Source organism: Falsirhodobacter sp. alg1, assembly GCF_000739715.2.
Lineage (GTDB): Bacteria > Pseudomonadota > Alphaproteobacteria > Rhodobacterales > Rhodobacteraceae > Falsirhodobacter.
In genome coordinates, this window is sequence record NZ_BBJC02000003.1 from 305,764 (window position 1) to 323,642 (window position 17,879).

The 17,879-nt window shown below is 59.5% G+C and carries 22 protein-coding genes; 8 read left to right on the forward strand and 14 right to left on the reverse strand.

Annotation, left to right across the window (positions count from 1 at the left end; genetic code table 11):
- Positions 1-61 precede the first annotated feature (61 nt).
- The 3 genes from TR36_RS07930 to rpsI all read left to right on the forward strand — a co-directional run bounded on the left by TR36_RS07930 (position 62) and on the right by rpsI (position 1,934).
- Positions 62-835: an SseB family protein gene (locus tag TR36_RS07930; RefSeq protein WP_062762958.1), complete on the forward strand. Its 774-nt coding sequence runs from the start codon at positions 62-64 to the stop codon at positions 833-835.
- A 146-nt stretch (positions 836-981) separates the two neighbouring features.
- On the forward strand, positions 982-1,446 hold the full coding sequence (gene rplM / locus TR36_RS07935; protein ID WP_045390254.1) for a 50S ribosomal protein L13: 465 nt from the start codon (positions 982-984) through the stop codon (positions 1,444-1,446).
- Positions 1,447-1,448: 2 nt separating this feature from the next.
- Positions 1,449-1,934: a 30S ribosomal protein S9 gene (rpsI, locus tag TR36_RS07940; protein ID WP_045390252.1), complete on the forward strand. Its 486-nt coding sequence runs from the start codon at positions 1,449-1,451 to the stop codon at positions 1,932-1,934.
- A gap of 68 nt (positions 1,935-2,002) precedes the next feature.
- Here rpsI and TR36_RS15490 read toward each other — a convergent pair whose 3' ends face one another.
- Positions 2,003-2,176, reverse strand: a complete 174-nt coding sequence (locus TR36_RS15490) for a DUF1127 domain-containing protein (protein ID WP_153010525.1) — start codon at positions 2,174-2,176, stop codon at positions 2,003-2,005.
- Between the two features lie 124 nt (positions 2,177-2,300).
- Between TR36_RS15490 and TR36_RS07945 the strand changes: the two genes are divergently transcribed.
- From TR36_RS07945 to TR36_RS07960, 4 genes are all read left to right on the forward strand, one after another.
- A complete protein-coding gene (locus tag TR36_RS07945) occupies positions 2,301-3,701 on the forward strand; it encodes a PLP-dependent aminotransferase family protein (protein WP_045390249.1) in 1,401 nt (466 codons plus the stop codon).
- A gap of 76 nt (positions 3,702-3,777) precedes the next feature.
- A complete protein-coding gene (locus tag TR36_RS07950; protein ID WP_045390246.1) occupies positions 3,778-4,656 on the forward strand; it encodes an ABC transporter permease in 879 nt (292 codons plus the stop codon).
- Entirely contained in the window at positions 4,653-5,462 is an 810-nt protein-coding gene (locus tag TR36_RS07955) for an ABC transporter permease (RefSeq protein WP_045390243.1), read from the forward strand. The genes TR36_RS07950 and TR36_RS07955 overlap by 4 nt, the downstream gene beginning before the upstream one ends.
- Positions 5,459-6,565, forward strand: coding sequence for an ABC transporter ATP-binding protein (locus TR36_RS07960; protein WP_045390240.1), 1,107 nt, complete (start codon positions 5,459-5,461; stop codon positions 6,563-6,565). Before TR36_RS07955 ends, TR36_RS07960 begins: the two co-directional genes overlap by 4 nt.
- A 4-nt stretch (positions 6,566-6,569) precedes the next feature.
- Here TR36_RS07960 and TR36_RS07965 read toward each other — a convergent pair whose 3' ends face one another.
- The 8 genes from TR36_RS07965 to TR36_RS08000 are packed head-to-tail and all read right to left on the reverse strand — an operon-like array spanning position 6,570 to position 13,217.
- Positions 6,570-7,811 (reverse strand): DUF2254 domain-containing protein, encoded by a 1,242-nt coding sequence (locus tag TR36_RS07965; protein WP_192841332.1) that lies wholly within the window; start codon positions 7,809-7,811, stop codon positions 6,570-6,572.
- Between the two features lie 2 nt (positions 7,812-7,813).
- A complete protein-coding gene (locus TR36_RS07970) occupies positions 7,814-8,425 on the reverse strand; it encodes a TetR/AcrR family transcriptional regulator (RefSeq protein ID WP_045390914.1) in 612 nt (203 codons plus the stop codon).
- A complete protein-coding gene (gene ppk2, locus TR36_RS07975) occupies positions 8,418-9,284 on the reverse strand; it encodes a polyphosphate kinase 2 (protein ID WP_062762960.1) in 867 nt (288 codons plus the stop codon). The genes TR36_RS07970 and ppk2 overlap by 8 nt, the downstream gene beginning before the upstream one ends.
- Positions 9,285-9,310: 26 nt before the next feature.
- Positions 9,311-10,240, reverse strand: coding sequence for an alpha/beta fold hydrolase (locus TR36_RS07980; protein WP_082714888.1), 930 nt, complete (start codon positions 10,238-10,240; stop codon positions 9,311-9,313).
- Positions 10,215-11,132 carry a homoserine O-succinyltransferase gene (gene metA / locus TR36_RS07985; protein WP_045390231.1) on the reverse strand — a complete coding sequence of 306 codons (918 nt, stop codon included), beginning with the start codon at positions 11,130-11,132 and terminating at the stop codon, positions 10,215-10,217. Before metA ends, TR36_RS07980 begins: the two co-directional genes overlap by 26 nt.
- 26 nt (positions 11,133-11,158) lie before the next feature.
- Positions 11,159-12,028, reverse strand: coding sequence for a hypothetical protein (locus TR36_RS07990; protein ID WP_045390228.1), 870 nt, complete (start codon positions 12,026-12,028; stop codon positions 11,159-11,161).
- 12 nt (positions 12,029-12,040) lie between these two features.
- The gene (locus tag TR36_RS07995) at positions 12,041-12,961 is read right to left on the reverse strand and encodes a DMT family transporter (protein ID WP_045390225.1); all 921 of its coding nucleotides are present in this window, start codon (positions 12,959-12,961) and stop codon (positions 12,041-12,043) included.
- Positions 12,962-12,971: 10 nt separating this feature from the next.
- Positions 12,972-13,217, reverse strand: a complete 246-nt coding sequence (locus tag TR36_RS08000; protein ID WP_062762966.1) for a hypothetical protein — start codon at positions 13,215-13,217, stop codon at positions 12,972-12,974.
- Between the two features lie 178 nt (positions 13,218-13,395).
- On the opposite strand from TR36_RS08000, the gene TR36_RS15760 reads away from it, so the two are divergent.
- Positions 13,396-13,545, forward strand: coding sequence for a hypothetical protein (locus TR36_RS15760; protein WP_192841333.1), 150 nt, complete (start codon positions 13,396-13,398; stop codon positions 13,543-13,545).
- Positions 13,546-13,563: 18 nt separating this feature from the next.
- Here TR36_RS15760 and TR36_RS08005 read toward each other — a convergent pair whose 3' ends face one another.
- The 5 genes from TR36_RS08005 to TR36_RS08025 all read right to left on the reverse strand — a co-directional run bounded on the left by TR36_RS08005 (position 13,564) and on the right by TR36_RS08025 (position 17,869).
- The gene (locus TR36_RS08005) at positions 13,564-13,956 is read right to left on the reverse strand and encodes a pore-forming ESAT-6 family protein (protein WP_082714889.1); all 393 of its coding nucleotides are present in this window, start codon (positions 13,954-13,956) and stop codon (positions 13,564-13,566) included.
- Positions 13,957-14,089: 133 nt separating this feature from the next.
- Entirely contained in the window at positions 14,090-15,379 is a 1,290-nt protein-coding gene (locus tag TR36_RS08010; RefSeq protein ID WP_153010526.1) for a branched-chain amino acid ABC transporter permease, read from the reverse strand.
- Positions 15,376-16,386: a branched-chain amino acid ABC transporter permease gene (locus tag TR36_RS08015; RefSeq protein WP_045390219.1), complete on the reverse strand. Its 1,011-nt coding sequence runs from the start codon at positions 16,384-16,386 to the stop codon at positions 15,376-15,378. The genes TR36_RS08010 and TR36_RS08015 overlap by 4 nt, the downstream gene beginning before the upstream one ends.
- A gap of 3 nt (positions 16,387-16,389) precedes the next feature.
- A complete protein-coding gene (locus TR36_RS08020; protein WP_045390216.1) occupies positions 16,390-17,100 on the reverse strand; it encodes an ABC transporter ATP-binding protein in 711 nt (236 codons plus the stop codon).
- The gene (locus TR36_RS08025; protein ID WP_062762968.1) at positions 17,093-17,869 is read right to left on the reverse strand and encodes an ABC transporter ATP-binding protein; all 777 of its coding nucleotides are present in this window, start codon (positions 17,867-17,869) and stop codon (positions 17,093-17,095) included. Before TR36_RS08025 ends, TR36_RS08020 begins: the two co-directional genes overlap by 8 nt.
- Positions 17,870-17,879: the final 10 nt, after the last annotated feature.

The following is a 17,879-nucleotide window of genomic DNA, read 5'->3' on the forward strand; positions in this document are numbered from 1 at the left end:
AAGCGCGCTGCCTTGCCTGCCGCACTGCGGGGCGTTACCTGCAAGGGCGAAGGAGTGCCAGATGACCCCACTTGATCAAGCATATGCCGCAATGGCTGCCGATACCAAAGATGACAATGCACGGTTGACCTATTACGGGCGGCTTGCGGATGACGAACTGGTATTGCTGGTCGAGGAAGAAGCCCAGGGTGGCACGATCACGCCGCGGGTCTTTCCGCTGGAAGGCGGCCCCTATGTGCTGGCTTTCGATAGCGAGGAGAAGCTGTCGGCGTTCACAGGCTCCATCAATGCCTATGCGGCTTTGCCCGGCAGGGTGATCGCGCAGCAATTGGCAGGGCAGCAGATCGGCCTCGGGATCAATCTGGGGGCAGACAGCGCGATGCTGCTGCCGCCAGATGCCGTGGACTGGCTGGCAGGGACATTGTCGCACGGCCCCGAGGCTGCCGAGGCGCAGCCCACCGGGTTTCAGGCGCCACAGGTTCCGCAGCGGCTGCTGGACGGCCTGGGGCAGAAGCTGGCGCGGGCAGGGGGGCTGGCCTCACATGCGCTGATTGCCGGTGTTTCCTATTCGGATGGCCGCAACGGCCACCTGCTTGCATTCATCGGCGCGCGTGAGGGGGCCGAGGAGGCACTGGCCCGTGCCGCAAGCGAGGCGCTGACGTTCTCGGGGATCGATGCCGGAGAGATGGATGTAGTCTGTTTGCCCGACGGGCCGGCCGCAAGGCGCATGGCTGAAATCGGCATGCGCCTGGATATGCCTGCCCCTGTTGCGCCCGAAGCGCCGGCCCCCAAGGCGCCGGGAAGCGACCCCGACAAGCCGCCACGCCTCCGTTGAATTGGGGTATTATAATACCTTTCTTATAAGTCACTGTTTTTGTATAATTTAATGATTGCCTTGCGGCTTGACCTGCGTGGCAACATGGACGATACACCCCCAACGATTACGCGGGGACCACCCCGCTCCACTCATTAGGGTTCAATATGAAAACCTTTACCGCTACTCCGGCGGACATCGAGAAGAAGTGGATCTTGATTGATGCCGAAGGCATCGTTCTGGGTCGCCTCGCTACGATCGTCGCCAACATCTTGCGTGGCAAGAACAAGCCTTCCTTCACGCCCCATATGGATATGGGTGACAACGTGATCGTCATCAACGCCGACAAGGTGCAGATGACGGGCAACAAGCGCGCTGACAAGCGTTACTACTGGCACACAGGCCACCCGGGCGGGATCAAGTTCCGTACTGCTCAGCAGATCCTGGATGGTGCGCACCCCGAGCGTGTTGTGACCAAAGCCGTAGAGCGTATGATCACCCGTAACTCGCTGGGTCGTCAGCAGATGACCAACCTGCGCGTTTACGCCAGCGCTGAGCATCCGCATGAGGCACAGCAGCCCACCGTTCTCGACCTTGCGTCGCTGAACAAGAAAAACACGCGGAGCGCCTGATCATGGCTGACATCAAATCCCTCGACGATCTGAAATCGGCCGTGTCGGAGACTGCTCCGGTTCAAGCCGAAGCGCCAGTGCGCGAAGCTGTTCGCGACGCACAGGGCCGCGCCTATGCAACCGGTAAGCGTAAGGATGCGGTTGCCCGCGTCTGGATCAAGCCGGGTTCGGGTAAGGTCATTGTCAACGGCAAGGAAATGGCAGTTTATTTTGCCCGTCCCGTGCTGCAGATGATCCTGCGTCAGCCTTTCCAGATCACCAATGTCGAAAACCAGTTCGACGTTGTTGCGACGGTTGCTGGTGGCGGTCTGTCCGGCCAGGCCGGTGCTGTAAAGCATGGCGTGTCCAAGGCGCTGCAACTCTACGATCCCTCGCTGCGTGGCGCTCTGAAAGCTGCCGGCTTCCTGACACGCGACAGCCGTGTTGTAGAGCGTAAGAAATACGGTAAAGCCAAGGCTCGTCGTAGCTTCCAGTTCTCGAAGCGCTGATATTCCATATATCAAAACAAAGGCCCGCCAATATGGCGGGCCTTTTGCATTGTAACCTGACAAAAAGCTCAGGCGCGCCAGAACGGTTTGCGAATTTCGGCATTTGCAGCAGTGGCATCCATGCCGATATCGGCCAGAATATATTGATCCAGTTTTGCCAGGCGACGACGCGACGAGCGACGCGCTTCCCATGTGCGCAGGGTGTTTCTAAGGTTGAAGACAGCCGATGCGAGTGCCGGCATGGATCTTGGGGCGCTGTTCGAAGTTGAAGCAAACACGTTGTGTACCTTTTCTGTATTGATACAATTATGAATTTGGATTACCTGATATATAGATTGTTCCACTATTCGCGGCGAGTATTTTATTGTGACTGATACAAAGTGGCAGCCGGATTTGGCACAATACCCCGGCCCGAAGTATCTTGCGCTGTCACGCGCCCTGCGGGACGCCGTTCGGGATGGAACTTTGGCCCCCGATACAAAGCTGCCCACTGTGCGGGATCTGGCATGGCGTCTGGAAATTACACCCGGAACAGTTTCACGCGCCTATCAGCTGGCCACACAAGAGGGCCTGCTTGCCGCAACGGTAGGCCGCGGGACATTTGTCGCGGCCAGCACACCACAATTGGGACCGACCCAACCACTGTATGTTGATCATAGCCTTGTCACGCAGGGGGTGGTCGATCTGCGATCCCCGACATTGCCGTTTCTGGGGCAGGGCAAAACCTTCCGGGCGGCCATGGAGCGTGTCACCGCGCGCGTCACCGATGATTTTGTCGAATATCCATCGCAGGTATCCGAGACGGACCTGCGCCATGCCGTGGTCGATTGGGTTTCGGATCGCAAGATGGGGCCGGTGTCCGAGGATGATATCGCACTGACCTACGGCGGGCAGGCCGCGATCAATCTGGTGATGAGCTGCTGTCTAAGGGGGGATCGCCCCGTGGTTCTGACCGAGGAATTGTCATATCCCGGCTTTCGCCATGCGGCGCGCCTGTCCCGTGCCGAGGTGGTGGGCATCGAGCTTGATCAGCATGGATTGCGGCCCGATGCCCTGGAGGCCGCGTGCCGGCGGCTCAAAGCGCAGATCCTTTGTGTCACCACCGAAGCGCAGAACCCGACAGCCGTACGGATGCCCGAAAGCCGCCGGTCCGAAATTTCGCTGATCGCCCGTGCCTACAATCTGCAGGTGATCGAGGATGACTGCTATTCGGTCAGCGACAGTTCCCGCCCCATGATCCGCGCGCATATTCCTGAACGGACGTGGTACATCGGCAGCTTCTCCAAATCGATTTCCGCTGCACTGCGTTTCGGCTATCTCGTATGCCCCACCGGCATGGGCAATGCGGGGCGCCTGACAGCGCAGCATATGAGCTTTGCCCTGCCGCGCCCTGTGGCGGATCTAAGCCTCGAGTTGATGCAAAGCGGGGCGGCCGAGGACATGCGCATCATGGTGCAGGCCGAGTTGAACGAGCGGATGCGCCTGATGGTCGAAACGCTGGAAGGCCAGGATCTGACATGGCAGCCCGGCCTGGCCATCGCATGGTTGCGCCTGCCGAACGGGTGGCGTGCCTCGACGTTCGCGCGTGCGGCGCAGGCCGCCGGAGTTCTGATCCGGTCCGCCGACGAATATGCGCTGATGCATGGAAACGCCCCGAATGCAGTGCGTCTGGCAACTGCGGGGGCTGTGCCGCGTGATGCCTATGAACAGGCCTTGCTGCGCTTGCGTGATCTGCTGCTCAGTCCACCAGGCGATCTGGCGGTCTAGTCGCGCAAAAACCGCTTGCCGTCGGCAAAGTGCTTGGGCAAGACTCGGACCGCAAAGGTTTTGACGCGGAGGATACATGGCACGACGCGTCCGAGGCGCCAACCCCGAGGCATTGGGCGGTCTGCTGATGATTGCCCCGCCCGCGGTTTATGCATTGCTGTTGCTGGCGGCCCCGCTTTTGCTGCTGTTAGTTTATAGTTTCTGGACCGATGGCTATCTTGAAATCATCCGTGATTTCACCTTTGCAAACTATCACGAAACGTGGACGAACCCGCTGTATCGCGGCGTGATGATGCGCTCCTTGATGGTGTCCCTGCTGGTCACGGTTTCTACTGTGCTGCTGGCTTTTCCCGTTGCCTATTTCGTCAGCTTTCACGTTGCCCCGAACCGGAAATCGACCTGGCTGTTCCTGATCACGATTCCCTTCTGGACCAGCTATCTGATCCGCGTTTTCCTGTGGAAGGTCATTCTTGGATACAACGGGGTGCTGAATGCCGGCCTGCTGAAGACCGGCATCATCTCGGAGCCACTGACCTTCCTGCTGTATAATACCAATTCGGTGGTCATCACGCTGGCACATGCCTATGCCCCGTTCGCCATTCTGCCGATCTTTGTCGCACTGGAACGGATCGATCGTTCCCTGCTGGAGGCAGGGCAGGACCTGGGTGAATCGAAGCTCATGACGTTTTTCCGTGTAACGTTGCCATTGGCGATGCCCGGACTGGTCGGGGCTGTGTTGATCGTCTTCATTCCAACCATCGGGGATTACGTCACCCCGCAACTGGTCGGCGGCCCCGAGGGGCGCATGGTGGCGAACCTGATCCAGCTTCAGTATCTAAGACTTGATAATTATCCATTGGGGTCCGCGATCGCCATTTCCGCGATGGGGATTGTGGCATTGCTCAGCGCGGTATTCCTGTTCATGACGCGTAAATATCTGCGGGGTCCGAAATGAAGGGCGTCGCCATTTTCAGGGCCTATGCGTTGGCCTATCTTCTGTTCCTCTATGCGCCCATCGTGCTGCTGCCGATCTTTGCATTCAATAACGGCACGGTCATAGCATTTCCGCTGCAAGGGTTTACGCTGCGCTGGTTTGCGCAGATGTGGACCGAGCCGGGGTTGGGGCAGGCGGTTCGCAATTCGCTGATCATCGCGGTATCCACGGCCGTCCTCGCAACGATGCTGGGGGTTTTCGCGGCACGCGCGTCCACCCGTTACGCATTTCCGGCAAAGGGGCCGTTAATGGGCCTGATCATGCTGCCGCTGGTCCTGCCCGAGATCATCGTCGCCGTTTCCTTGCTGGTCGTTCTTCTGGGCATCGGCGTTCCCTTGTCGATCCTGACGATCATTCTGGGCCATGTGCTGATGACGACTCCCTTTGCCATCGCCATCCTGTCCTCTTCCTTCCAGAGCCTTGACCGCTCGTTGGAAGAAGCCGCCTATGATCTGGGGGAAACACGGCTTTCGGCCTTTCGCCTTGTGATCCTGCCGCTGGTGATGCCGGGCATCATTTCGTCGTTGTTGATCTCGTTCACCCTCAGCCTTGATGAATTCATCATTGCCTTCTTCCTAGGGGGAACGCAGGTGACATTGCCTGTCTATATTTTCGCACAGTTCCGCTTTCCGGCCTCTGTGCCTGTTATCATGGCTCTGGGGACCATTCTCGTGGCCTTGTCGGTGCTATTGCTGACCATTGCCGAATATTTCCGCCGCCGCGGCATTACGCGTTCGGGCGGCACCGATACCGGAGGCTTTCTATGATCCCCAAGGCGCCGATCGCCGATCAGACGATGATCGAGTTTCGTGATGTGCAGAAGTGGTATGGCGACTATCACGCATTGCGCGGGATCAGTGCCAAGATCCGTGCGGGGGAGTTCTTTTCACTTCTCGGCCCATCCGGCTGTGGAAAGACTACGCTGCTGCGAACCATTGCGGGGTTCGAGGGCATTTCGGATGGCGTCGTTCTGGTGGATGGCAAGGATATGGCGGACGTTCCCGCCAACAAGCGTCCAACGAACATGATGTTCCAGAGTTACGCAATTTTTCCGCATCTGACCGTGGCGCAGAATGTCGGTTTCGGCCTGCGCAAACAGCGGTTGAGCAAGGATGAAATGGCCCGCCGGGTAGGTGAAGCCTTGGAAATGGTCGGCCTGGAGGGATATGGCGCAAGGGCGGCCCATGCGCTTTCAGGGGGGCAACGGCAGCGTGTGGCGCTTGCCCGTGCGCTGATCCTGAAGCCGAAGGTTTTGCTTCTGGATGAACCGCTGTCCGCGCTGGACAAGAAGATGCGTGAACAGATGCAGGTAGAGTTGATCAAGCTGCAGCGGCAAGTCGGCATCACATTCATCCTTGTAACCCATGATCAGGAAGAGGCGCTGGTCATGTCGGACCGGATCGCCGTTATGTTCGACGGAGAGATTGCGCAGCTTTCCGATGCGGAAACCTTGTATCGTCGGCCCAAATCCCGCCGCGTTGCGGAATTCATCGGCACGATGAATTTCCTGCCGGCCACGGTCATTGCCGAAAGCGATGATGTCGTGGAGGTGGACGCCCAGGGGTTTGGCCGGATGACATTGGCTGCGGACCAAGTTGGCGCTGACGCGGGGCATGGAACCAGCGTAGGGTTTCGCCCGGAAACGCTGACGATCATTCAGGATGCCCCGATTGCCGGTGGGCGAGAGGTGCCCGCCATCATCGAAGAGGTCGTGTATTATGGTGATATGACCTACTACGATGTGCGGATCGAAGGGACGGAACGTGCCGCCCGGCTGTCGATGCGAAACACCTTCAACCGTGCCGTACTGGATCGGGGGGCCGCCGTCCGCATTGCCTGGAGCCCTGCAGCCCTGATCCTTTTCCGGTAACCTCTTACAGCGCCATGTCGCGCAGCCGTTTGATGTCACCCTCAAAGCTCATGGCGGACTCGGCACGGGCCAGGGCTTCGCGTGAATGGCGGGTGGCCAGCGCGCGGTAATCCGGATGGGGTGCCGTTGCCAGAGCGGCAAGCGCCTTTTGCAGCCGGATCTGCACGGACAGGGTATTTCCCCCATCGCGCGAGATGGAGGTGAAAACATCGTCAAACATATCCTCGGCCAGCAGGGATGGAATGTACAGCCGGTCATGGATCGGCGCTGCCTCTTCCATTTCCTGCTGCTTGATGGCCCAATCCAGCAGCAGGCGGACAACGCGACCAGTCACATCAATGGCAGTTCCCGGATCATTGATACCGGGCGAGAGGGCGCGGGATGCGATTTCTCCTAGAACGATCAAGCCAAAACGCGGGTCCTGTTCAAACGAGCGCTGGTGATCGACGATGAAGGCCTTGAACAGGTCTTCGCAGATTTCGGCATCGGCGCCACCCCGGATATGGGCAACGGCCTCACCCTTATGCACGAATGAGCCGGGTAGATCCGCCAGCTGGATATGCAGATCATGCTTTTCCGCCAGCCGTTGCAGAGCCGAGACGTCCACATGCTGGATATATCCGGTCCGCCCCGACCGCAGGGCCAAACCGTTGCGGATCTCGTTCTGCGCGGTCAGCGGAACGCCCCCGAGCCAGGGTGATTTCAGGCGCCCCTCCATCGCCCGCCATGTCGCAGCCTCTACTCGCGAGGTTGTATCGGCCACGCGCCCCAGACCGTTCAGATGGCCGATCCAGCGCAGCAGCATGGCCACGATCAGCGCCACCACCCCCAGCGTAAAGAGAAACAGGACCGCGCGCCCCTGTTCGCCATAGGCCCCGGTCTGCAACACGATCAGCCCGACCAGACTGAACAGGAACGACCCGAGAAAGGTTGCCAGCGTGTTCTGCGTGACCCGGTCTTCCATGATCAGCTGGGTGGCGCGGGGCGTGACATTACTGGTTGCCGAGGAATAGGCCGCCGTAACCACCGACAAGGAAAATGTCGTTACGCTGAGCATGCTGGAGGCAATGATCGTCAGGATTGTTCCAACCGCATTGCTGGGCAGCGCAGGTATCGTCAGCGGTACAAGGCGGTCGGCTGCCAGCGCCAGCGTTGCCGCAGCGATCCCCAATGCGCCGATTGCCGAGGCCCGCACCCAAAGCTTCCGCATCAGCTTTTTCAGTCCCCAGCGAAGCTTGGTCTGCATGGTCAGGTATCCTGTGGAAGAAGGCCGAGGCCGCGAAGGTAGATGCCGATACCCGCCTCCAGCAAATCACTGGCGGCAAAGGGGGATCGGGTATCGCCCCTCGTGAACAGCTCGACGACGCCGTGGCTCATGGCCCATATATGGGCCGAAAACATTGCGGCGGGGGGGCGCTTTGCCGGTGGCAGATGTTCCGAAAGCCGCGCCGCCGCCTTTTCCAGCACATCCGATGCCGTGCGGGAAGCAAGTGCCAGATCGGGATGGCGCTGCGCCGACAGCCCGCTTTCGAACATCGCCTGATAATGCCCCGGATATTTCTGGGCAAAGGCAAGATAGGCACGACCCACTGCCTCGAAGGCGGCAAGGGCCGTCGGGCGGCCTTCGTCAAAGGCGAATTCCATCAGTGCGCCGAATATATCGTAGCCTTGGCGCGCAACTTCGATGATCAGGTCATCACGGCCGGCAAAGTGCCGGTAGACAGCCGCGGGTGTTACATCCGCATGTTTTGCCGCTTCGGACAGGGTAAACCCCTGCGGCCCTTTCTCCGCGATCAGCGTCAGGGCTGCCTCGACCAGTGCCTGACGCAGATTGCCGTGATGATAGCCGCGCCTAGTCACGAAGTTCGGGGCCTCCACAAATCTCCGGGTCCGGGGTGCCGATCTTGCCGATATCCTTGCCATCAAAATCCACGCGGTTCAGCAGGGTCTGCATGGCTGCAATCCGTGCCCGCCGTTTGTCGTCGGACCGTATGATGGTCCACGGAGCTTCCGGACTATGTGTCCGGGACAGGGTTTCGTCTATGGCCTTGGTATATTCATCCCACCGCCGCAGGCCCTCGACATCGATCTGGCTCAGCTTCCATTGTTTCAGCGGGTCGGATTCGCGTGCAAGAAACCGCCGCAACTGTTCCGCACGCCCCACATTCAGCCATAATTTGACCAGCGTGATGCCATCATCGACCAACATCTTTTCCAACTGCGGAACCTGATGGAAAAAACGCTCGCGCTCGGTATCGTGGCAAAAGCCGAATACCTTTTCCACCACACCTCGATTGTACCAACTGCGGTCGAACAGGGCCATTTCACCCCCTGCGGGCAATCTGCGGATGTACCGCTGGAAATACCATTCCCCCTGTTCGCGGTCATTCGGCGCGGCAAGAGCGACAACATTGGCCACGCGCGGATTCAGATTTTCCCGCATCGCGTCGATGGTGCCGCCTTTGCCCGCCGCATCGCGCCCTTCGAACACGACCACGACACGCTTGCCGGTTTTGCGCAGATCAGCTTGCATGCGTACAATCTGGCATTGCAGAGCAGCCATCTTCTTTTTGTACTGCTTTTTCGAAATCCGTTCCCGATAGGGATAGCTTTCCGACAGGATATCATCCTCTTTGCCGTGTTTGATCGCGTGCCTGATCTCTTCAGGGGCGGATTCCTGAAGATATTGCGTGATCAGCCCGTCAAATGGATGTGGCATCGGAACGTCCTTTCCGGTCAAGCGGTTCAGTTGGAGCGCGCAAAGGCCCGATCCACTGCAGAGACAACGGCATCGGGTGCGACATGATGCACCATATGTCCAACGCCCGGCAGGGGGGTCAGGTGCACATTCGGCAGTTTTTGCATCGGAACCGATTGAACCTCATAGGATACAACCGGATCATCGGTGCCATGCACGATTTCGATCGGCAGGGTCAGCTTGCGGTAATTGGGGGCCATCAGGCGGACATAGCCCTTCAGTTCACGCAGTTGCCGCAGGTTGGCGCGCAGGGTGTCCGGCCGGATTGCCAATGCCGCACCGGCGGTTTCGGCATAATCATCCGGTGCGGCATTCGGTTTGAACAGATTGGTTATGACACGGTGCAGCGCCCAATCCGGCAGGAACGCCGAGGCGAGCGGTTCCAGCGTCGCCTCGCCCAACGGGGTGGCGGCGCGGCTGTACAGATCGTCGTTGCCCCCCTCCCACGGCAAGACGGCGCCGGCAAGGATGACCAGGGCGCGTGTATCCGGTTCTTCCAATGCCCAGGCCATGGCAACGGCGCCGCCATAGCTGTGGCCCAGAACGACCGGGTGATGGACCCCAAGCTGCTCTGCCGCCTTGCGCAGGTATTCTGCCTGCACAAGGGGGCTGTTGGTCTTGTCGCCGGGATTGCTGGAATAACCGAGGCCGGGGCGGTCGAAGCGGATCACCCGGTAGCGCGTGGACAGGCGTGCCGCCAGATCCGCCATATCGCGTGTGCTGCCACTGGCACCATGGATCAGGATCAGATCGGGGCCCGAGCCGGTGATTTCGGCGTGGATCGTCGCATCATCCACCTGCACGAACTGGCCAAGCGGAGGAAAGCGCCCATCGATCCGTTTGGCCCGTGCATCCGCAAGGGCATTGCAGCCCGAAAGCAGCGCGATAAGGCTAATTGCCGATATTAAGCGGATCATATGGCGTTGTCTGGTAAATCTCGTTGATCCAGTTGCCATATAGCAGGTGGGCGTGACTTCTCCAGTGATTGCGCGGCTTCTTGGTCGGATCATCATCCGGGTAATAGTTCACCGGCACCGCAATGGGTGTGCCGCTTTCCACGTCACGGTCGTATTCCTGCTTCAGCGTGTCGCTGTCATATTCGAGGTGGTTGAAGACATAGAGCGCGCGGTGCGCCGGATCTTCGACCAGACAGGGGCCAACCTCATCCGAGCCGATAAGGGTGGTAAGGCCGGGATGCGCCTTGATCTGGGTTTCGTCCATTTCGGTCCAGCGGCTGACCGGAATGACCATTTCATCCGAAAACCCGCGCAGATAGGGAGAGGTGGGTTGCAGGTTGTCATGCGGATAGCAGCCGAATGCCTTGGCCGCCAAGGGAAGCTTGGCTATGCCGTTCAGGTAATGGATCATCGCCATTCCACCCCAGCAAACGCCAAAGGTGGAATGCACATTGGTCTGGGTCCAGTCAAAGACCTCGCGCAGTTCGTCCCAATACGTCACCTCCTCGAACGGGAGATGTTCTATCGGGGCCCCCGTGATGATCAGGCCATCGAACTTTTCATGTTTCACGTCCTGAAAGGGTCGGTAGAATTCTTCCATGTGTTCGGCAGCCGTGTTGCGCGCCTGATGTTCCGTCATGCGGATCAGCTGGAAATCGATCTGCAGCGGCGTGGCTCCGATCAGACGGGCAAACTGGTTTTCAGTCTGGATCTTTTTCGGCATCAGGTTCAGCAGCCCGATCCGCAGCGGGCGGATGTCCTGCATCTCCGCACGGCCCGGCGACATGACCATCACGCCTTCGCGGGACAGGATGTTATAGGCGGGCAGTGTTTCGGGCAGGGTGATGGGCATGTTGTGACCTTTCGCAGACGGCCTATTTACGCCCCTGAACCGCGGTTTTCCAGAGCCTGCGCAATCAGGGCAATAAAGCCTGCGTCATCCTTCAGATCATACACATCCTCGGCCAGCACGGTGACGCCCCATCTGGACATGGCGGCATAACGCGGCTGGCGGTGGGCCAGGGCGCGGGCATAGGTCCAACGGATGAAGTCATCCGGGTCCACCTGTGCGGGTGTCTTGCCCTTTTCCTCCAGATAGGCGGTCCAGCAGGACAGCAGGAACTGTGGCTGATAGCACATCGGTTTGGGGGCGCGGTCGAACCGGCGGACAAGCTCTTCGGTATGCGCCTCGGAGCCCTTTATCCAGACCATCAGCATGTTCGACGACAGCTCTGTCATGACGGGATCCGAGGGGTTCTCTGCATCCACCACCTCACAGATCGAGCCGCCGGTATCGCAGATGAAGTTCGGATAGCCGTAGATTTCCTCGGCGCGGTTGATGAAGCTGGTGCTGTCCATCAACGAAGCGATCTCGGCCTTTGTGTGCTGGTTCTGGCGGTTCTGATATTCGTCAAACGGCAGGCCGCCCTTATCCGGATTGCCGGGTTTGCCTAGGTAGGTCGACAGGGGGGAAAGATTGTCGAAGGTAATATTCGACGCGATGCTTACGGAATCGCTCATCAGCAACTCGCGCAGAAACGGGATCTTCATCGCCTCGCGCTTGAAGTTGTCGGCGATGTGTTCGCCCATGTACCGGGTGCCGATGCGGTAATCGATGGAATAGTGGAACCACTTGCCGCTGCTACGCAGCAGGGTAGAGGCGTGGGTTTTCCCCAGGCCGGACATGCCGAACAGCAGGGCCCGTTTACGCGGGGCGTCGGTCCATTCCCGGGCGGTGGTATAGATCATGCGATGCCTCAATCAGGGAGCCTTTCGGCGGGTTATACGCGCCAGAATGCGCCCGTCCAATATCAGAAGGCCCAGAACGATCCCTGCAAAGCCTGCAAATGCGCGAAGGGGCAGCACCTCGTTCAGAACCAGCGCCCCCAGAAGCACGGCAATGGGGGCCACAAGCAGGGTGACTAGGCTGGTATTTCCTGCGCCGGCGGTCGCCATCAATCTGTAATACATAAGATAGGCCAATGCCGTCGACGGCGCGGCCAGATACAGGATGGACAGGGCCGGTACAAAACCGGGCAGATGGGGTGCGCCTTCGGTCAGAAAGGCGAGAACGACGCTGACCGCCGCCGATGCCCCCAACATACCCGTCGCAACAACCTGCGGGGCGGTGCGTTCACCGCCAAGGGCGATCCGCCCGATCAATCCCGATGCCGCGTAGGAGATCGCGGCGCCGATCAGCGCCAGCTGGCCCAAGGACGTCAGGTCGAACTCGCCCAGAAGATCGGGGCCGATCACTATGACCACCCCGGCAAATCCGATCAGAACGCCCGTCAGCCTCCGTGCGCTCAGCCGTTCATCGGCAAAGGCAATTGCAGCGAATGTCACGCCGAACAGCGCGGTCGAGGCGTTGATGATAGATGCGAGCCCGCTTGGGACCGTCTGTTCCGCCCAGGTGATCAGGGTAAAGGGAACGACATTGTTGAAGACACCAAGGGCTGCAAATGCCAGCCATATGCGTAGTGACTGTGGCAGAGGCAGGCCGCGCCAGCGGATATATACGGCAAGGATCGCAAATGCCCCGAGGCAGCGGGTGGCCACGATCCAATGCGGCCCCATACCGTCAAGCGCCAGACGGATAGCCAAAAAAGAGCCGCCCCAGAATACCGCGATCAGGATCAGGCCGATCCACGCACGCGGCGAAATAACACGTTGTGCGATCATCGGTGCGGTATCAATTCTGTTGAAGCATCCAGTGTCCGACCGCAGCCGGACCCGGCAACGGGCCGAATGCGAGATGGAGAACCGTCAAGGTGACCGTGGCCCCCCACAACAGGACCAGCAGCATCGTCTTGCAGGCGTCATTTGCCGCCAACCGGAACATTGGTATAGGAAGCGGACCCATCCAGATTGCGCCAAGATAAACGGTATATTCAGCAGAGAGGAGCCATTGGCCGCTGCGGCGAAGAAAATCGATCATTGAAGGGTCCGAATATGGAAACCGGAAGGCACGGAGTGCGTACCATAACCACCGCATAACATGGGATTTCAAAGTGGCCTAGACCGGGCAAGGCATATTTTGAAACATCCCGCGGCCGCTTGTTTGCCTTTGGCGGTGCCAAAGCGTAAACATGATGCGTATTGCAAGGGGGTTACCGATGGGCGAGACGGACACGCTGCTGGGGTATTTGTATTTCTTCGGATTCTGGTTTGTCGGGATCGTGTGCTGCGCTGCCGCATTCTTCATGCTCTGGGTTATCTTCAGCGCATTACGCCAACGGCGGCAGGAGGGTCGGGACGGACGCTAGGCCCGCCCCGGAATTCGCTCAGCCCGGGGGCATCTGTTCACCCGCCTGGGTAACCAGTTGTGCCATCTGCTGGCAAAGCGCTGTTTCCGTGGTAGACCGTGTTTCCGCAACGGATGCGAGCGTGGTTTCCTGACCCATTGCGGAAACCGTGCCAGCTTTCCCCTTTTCATAGGCGGTGTCTGCGGCAGAGGTATCCTCGGGCGTCGGGATCATTCCCAGAAGGCGGTTCTGGACATCAAGCACCGAGGCATCTGCCGCATCCTTGGACTGGCAGTATTCCAGAACGCCCAGCTGGTTGCGCGCTGCGGCATAGGCATCATCCATCGAAAGTTGCGGCGTTTCGGTCTGCGCCGCAGCCGCGCCGGCCAATAGGGCCGAAGCGATCATCGTTGTGGCGAATGTCTTTTTCATAGGAATGTTCCTTGTGGTCTTCCGTAACACCCCGAACGCTAAAAACATGCGTGGAGGGCCACAAGGTCAGGGGGCAGGCGTCGGCGGTTTCCAGCGGTCCGGAAACCGCTGAAGGTGCGGAAACCCGCGCGGATCAGCGTTCGGGAAGCAGACCGCGCGGGTTGAACCGCAACACCAGCAGCAGGATGACGCCCATGGTCAGAAGCCGGATATGGGCGACGCCATCCTGCAGGTGTGCCTTGAGCCAGCCATCCGACAGGGCATCGGTCAGCGTTGACAGGGCGGCCGTGCCAATCGGCTCTACCATGACCCAAAGCCACCAGATGATGAAACCGCCCAGCATGGCGCCCCAGTTGTTGCCGGACCCGCCGACAATGACCATGACCCAGATCAGGAAGGTATACCGCAGCGGTTGATAGCTTGATGGCGTGAGTTGCGCATCAAGCGTGGTCATCATTGCACCGGCAAGGCCGATAACCGCAGATCCGATGATGAAGATCTGGAGGTGACGTGCCTTTACGTCCTTGCCCATGGCTGAGGCCGCAATCTCGTTGTCGCGGATTGCCCGCATCATACGCCCCCAGGGGGAGCGGAGCGCCAGTTCCGCCAGCAGCATGATCCCGGCCAGTACGAGGCCGAAAAGGCCTAGATAGCACAGCTTCACCACGATGGAGGAGGCCGTGACGGGATCGAAGCCATGCCTTACCACCCAGGCTACGAAATCCGGATCCTGTTGCAAATTCACTTCGTAGGGGACGGGGCGGGGCAGGCCGATCACGTTCTTCACGCCCCGTGACATCCATTCTTCGTTCCGCATGACCGACAGGATGATTTCTGCAATCCCGAGCGTGGCAATCGCAAGATAATCCGAACGCAGGCCGAGGGCGGTTTTGCCGATAGCCCATGCAGCCCCGGCCGCAAGGATTGCCCCGACGGGCCAGGCCAGCAGCACCGGCAACCCCAGACCGCCGATGTTCCCCTCCAGCGTCGGGCGGATGGATTCGACACCTTCGACACCTGCATCGAAAATGATGCGGAAGATGATGGCGCCGACAATCAGGCAGGCCGCCAGCAGCCAGTAACGGATCTTGCCCGTGGTGCGGAGCCACAGGATGCGCGCCAGAACGATTACCGCCACCGCAAAGATCAATGCGCCCAGAATGCGCCAGCCCCCTGCGGCCATCGCACCCTGTACCGGGGATGTCGACGTCAGCACGACGCCCAATCCGCCCAGGGCAGCAAAACCCATGACCCCGACGTTGAACAGGCCCGCATAGCCCCACTGCATATTGAGCCCGATGGCCATGATCGCAGAGATCACGGCCATGTTGAGGATACCCAGAGCAGAGTTCCAGCTTTGCAGGGCGCCGGTCAGAATGAACAGGGCCGCGACCAGTGCAAACAGAAGAACATTTCGCATCATACCGATTTCCCGCGGAATAGGCCTGTCGGACGCACCAGAAGCACCAGAACCAGTAGGGCAAAGCTGACGGCGAATTTATAATCTGTGGAAAGAAGCTGGGCCAATCCATCGGGGGCCAGCGCTTCTGGGAGGACGTAGGTTGCGACCTTTTTCCACGCATAGGTGATCCCGACCTCGCTGAACGCGATCAGGAACCCGCCGGCCACCGCGCCAAGCGGGCTGCCGAGGCCACCAACCACCGCGGCTGCGAAAATCGGCAGCAACAGCTGGAAATAGGTGAACGCCTTGAAGCTTTTGTCCAACCCGTACAGCACGCCCGCCGTTGTGGCCAATGCCGCAACGATGATCCATGTCAGCCGGACGACCCGTTCGGGATTGATCCCGGACAGACGGGCCAGATCCTCATTATCGGCAAAGGCCCGCATGGATTTTCCGGTACGCGTGCGGTTCAGGAACCAGAACAGCAAGGCCATGGCCACGCCGGCCACCACAAGCGTGATGATCTGCGTCATCCGGATTGCCAGCCCTTCGTCAAGGCCGGTCGCATCACGGAAATCGCGCGCCGTCACCAGAAAGCGCTCTCCATCCGCAAAGGAGATGTCGTCCACACCGATCACGAAACGGACCACGCCATTCATCACAAACATCACCCCGAGCGAGGCCATGGTCATGATGATCGGCGCGGCACGATTCTTGCGGTAAAAACGGTAAACGGCACGGTCCGTCGCCAAAGCGAACAGCGCGGTTCCGGCAATCCCGACCGGCAGGGCCAGAAGCGCGGTGGGCAGGGGGCCAAAGCCGATGCCTGCCGCCTGAAGCCCCCATGTGGCCAGAATGGTCACCATGGTCCCGAAGGCCATCGTATCACCATGCGCAAAGTTCGAAAAACGCAGCAGCCCGTAAACAAGCGTTACCCCAAGCGCGCCAAGCGCCAGCTGCGCCCCGTAGGCAAGCGCCGGGATGACGACGAAGTTTGCGAGAACGACCATGGCATTGAGGAAATCCATCGCTCAGCCTCCCAAAAAGCTGCGGCGGACATCGGGATCGGCCATAAGGGCCGCGCCGGTATCGGTGAAACGGTTCTCGCCCTGCACCAGCACGTACCCACGGTGCGCGATTTCCAGCGCCTGCCGTGCGTTCTGTTCGACCATCATGATCGAAATGCCTGTGCGGGCAATTTCCACGATGCGGTCGAACAATTCATCCATCACGATGGGGGAAACACCGGCAGTCGGTTCGTCCAGCATCAGCACGCGTGGCTCGGTCATCAGGGCGCGCCCGACGGCAACCTGCTGACGCTGCCCACCCGACAGCTCGCCCGCCGGTTGATGGCGCTTGGTCGCAAGAACTGGAAACAGGTAATACACCATTTCCAATGTGGCATGGATATTATCCCGTCGCAGGAATGCACCCATTTCCAGATTTTCCTGCACCGTCATGGAGGTGAAGATATTATGGGTCTGCGGCACGAAGGCCATCCCCAGTGGCACACGGTCCTGCGGCGACAGGGCGGTGATATCCTGCCCGTTGAGCATGACCGAGCCGCTGCGCAGCGACATCATGCCGAACATCGCCTTCATTGCGGTGGATTTTCCGGCTCCATTGGGACCGACAATCACCGCAATCTCTCCGCGCTGGACGGAAATGGTGCAGCCGTTCAGGATATTGGCGGCGCCATAGCCGCCGACCATGGATTGACCAATCAACAGGGGTTCAGACATTGACGGTACCTGCCTTGCGACCTGTTCCAAGATAGGCTTCGATCACGGCCTCGTTCTGCAGGATATTGTCAGGTGTGTCTTCAGCCAGAACCCGGCCTGCGGCCATCACGATAACCGGATCGCAGATGCGACCAATGAAATCCATATCATGCTCGATCACACAAAAGGTGTAGCCGCGTTCGCGGTTCAAACGCTGGATCGCATCGGCAATGGTGTTCAGCAGGGTGCGGTTCACACCCGCGCCGACCTCGTCGAGAAACACGATACGGGCATCGGCCATCATGGTGCGGCCCAGTTCCACCAGCTTTTTCTGACCGCCCGAAATATTTGCGGCCTTTTCATCGGCAATATGGCTGATGGTCAGGAATTCCAGAACCTCATCGGCCTTGTCGCGCAGGCGGCGCTCATCCTTGGCGATGCGCCCCCGCTGGAACCACGTGGCCCAAAGCGATTCCCCCGCTTGCGGCGGCACCATCATCAGGTTCTCGCGCACGGTCATGGACCCGAATTCATGTGCGATCTGGAAGGTCCGAAGCAGACCCTTGGCATAAAGCGCATGGGGCGGAAGGCCGGTAACATCCTCCCCCGCCAGCATGACCTTGCCCGATGTCGGGGGCAATCTGCCCGCCAGAACATTGAATAAAGTGGATTTCCCCGCGCCATTCGGGCCGATCAGACCTGTGATCGACCCTTGGCGAATGGTCAGGGAAACGCCATCAACCGCCCGGAACGAACCGAAATGACGGTGCAGATTTTCGACCCGTATCATCCGGTTCCCT

What these genes read in the sequence shown, in the direction of transcription:
- TR36_RS08020 (WP_045390216.1), bottom strand. Translation starts at nt 17,100, where the DNA reads ATGTCTGAACCCCTGTTGATTGGTCAATCCATGGTCGGCGGCTATGGC.
- TR36_RS07965 (WP_192841332.1), bottom strand. Translation starts at nt 7,811, where the DNA reads ATGCAGACCAAGCTTCGCTGGGGACTGAAAAAGCTGATGCGGAAGCTT.
- TR36_RS07980 (WP_082714888.1), bottom strand. Translation starts at nt 10,240, where the DNA reads ATGATCCGCTTAATATCGGCAATTAGCCTTATCGCGCTGCTTTCGGGC.
- TR36_RS07990 (WP_045390228.1), bottom strand. Translation starts at nt 12,028, where the DNA reads ATGATCTATACCACCGCCCGGGAATGGACCGACGCCCCGCGTAAACGG.
- TR36_RS15760 (WP_192841333.1), top strand. Translation starts at nt 13,396, where the DNA reads ATGGGCGAGACGGACACGCTGCTGGGGTATTTGTATTTCTTCGGATTC.
- TR36_RS15490 (WP_153010525.1), bottom strand. Translation starts at nt 2,176, where the DNA reads ATGCCGGCACTCGCATCGGCTGTCTTCAACCTTAGAAACACCCTGCGC.
- rpsI (WP_045390252.1), top strand. Translation starts at nt 1,449, where the DNA reads ATGGCTGACATCAAATCCCTCGACGATCTGAAATCGGCCGTGTCGGAG.
- TR36_RS07955 (WP_045390243.1), top strand. Translation starts at nt 4,653, where the DNA reads ATGAAGGGCGTCGCCATTTTCAGGGCCTATGCGTTGGCCTATCTTCTG.
- rplM (WP_045390254.1), top strand. Translation starts at nt 982, where the DNA reads ATGAAAACCTTTACCGCTACTCCGGCGGACATCGAGAAGAAGTGGATC.
- TR36_RS07960 (WP_045390240.1), top strand. Translation starts at nt 5,459, where the DNA reads ATGATCCCCAAGGCGCCGATCGCCGATCAGACGATGATCGAGTTTCGT.
- TR36_RS08005 (WP_082714889.1), bottom strand. Translation starts at nt 13,956, where the DNA reads ATGAAAAAGACATTCGCCACAACGATGATCGCTTCGGCCCTATTGGCC.
- TR36_RS08025 (WP_062762968.1), bottom strand. Translation starts at nt 17,869, where the DNA reads ATGATACGGGTCGAAAATCTGCACCGTCATTTCGGTTCGTTCCGGGCG.
- TR36_RS07950 (WP_045390246.1), top strand. Translation starts at nt 3,778, where the DNA reads ATGGCACGACGCGTCCGAGGCGCCAACCCCGAGGCATTGGGCGGTCTG.
- TR36_RS08000 (WP_062762966.1), bottom strand. Translation starts at nt 13,217, where the DNA reads ATGATCGATTTTCTTCGCCGCAGCGGCCAATGGCTCCTCTCTGCTGAA.
- metA (WP_045390231.1), bottom strand. Translation starts at nt 11,132, where the DNA reads ATGCCCATCACCCTGCCCGAAACACTGCCCGCCTATAACATCCTGTCC.
- TR36_RS08010 (WP_153010526.1), bottom strand. Translation starts at nt 15,379, where the DNA reads ATGATGCGAAATGTTCTTCTGTTTGCACTGGTCGCGGCCCTGTTCATT.
- ppk2 (WP_062762960.1), bottom strand. Translation starts at nt 9,284, where the DNA reads ATGCCACATCCATTTGACGGGCTGATCACGCAATATCTTCAGGAATCC.
- TR36_RS07930 (WP_062762958.1), top strand. Translation starts at nt 62, where the DNA reads ATGACCCCACTTGATCAAGCATATGCCGCAATGGCTGCCGATACCAAA.
- TR36_RS07995 (WP_045390225.1), bottom strand. Translation starts at nt 12,961, where the DNA reads ATGATCGCACAACGTGTTATTTCGCCGCGTGCGTGGATCGGCCTGATC.
- TR36_RS08015 (WP_045390219.1), bottom strand. Translation starts at nt 16,386, where the DNA reads ATGGATTTCCTCAATGCCATGGTCGTTCTCGCAAACTTCGTCGTCATC.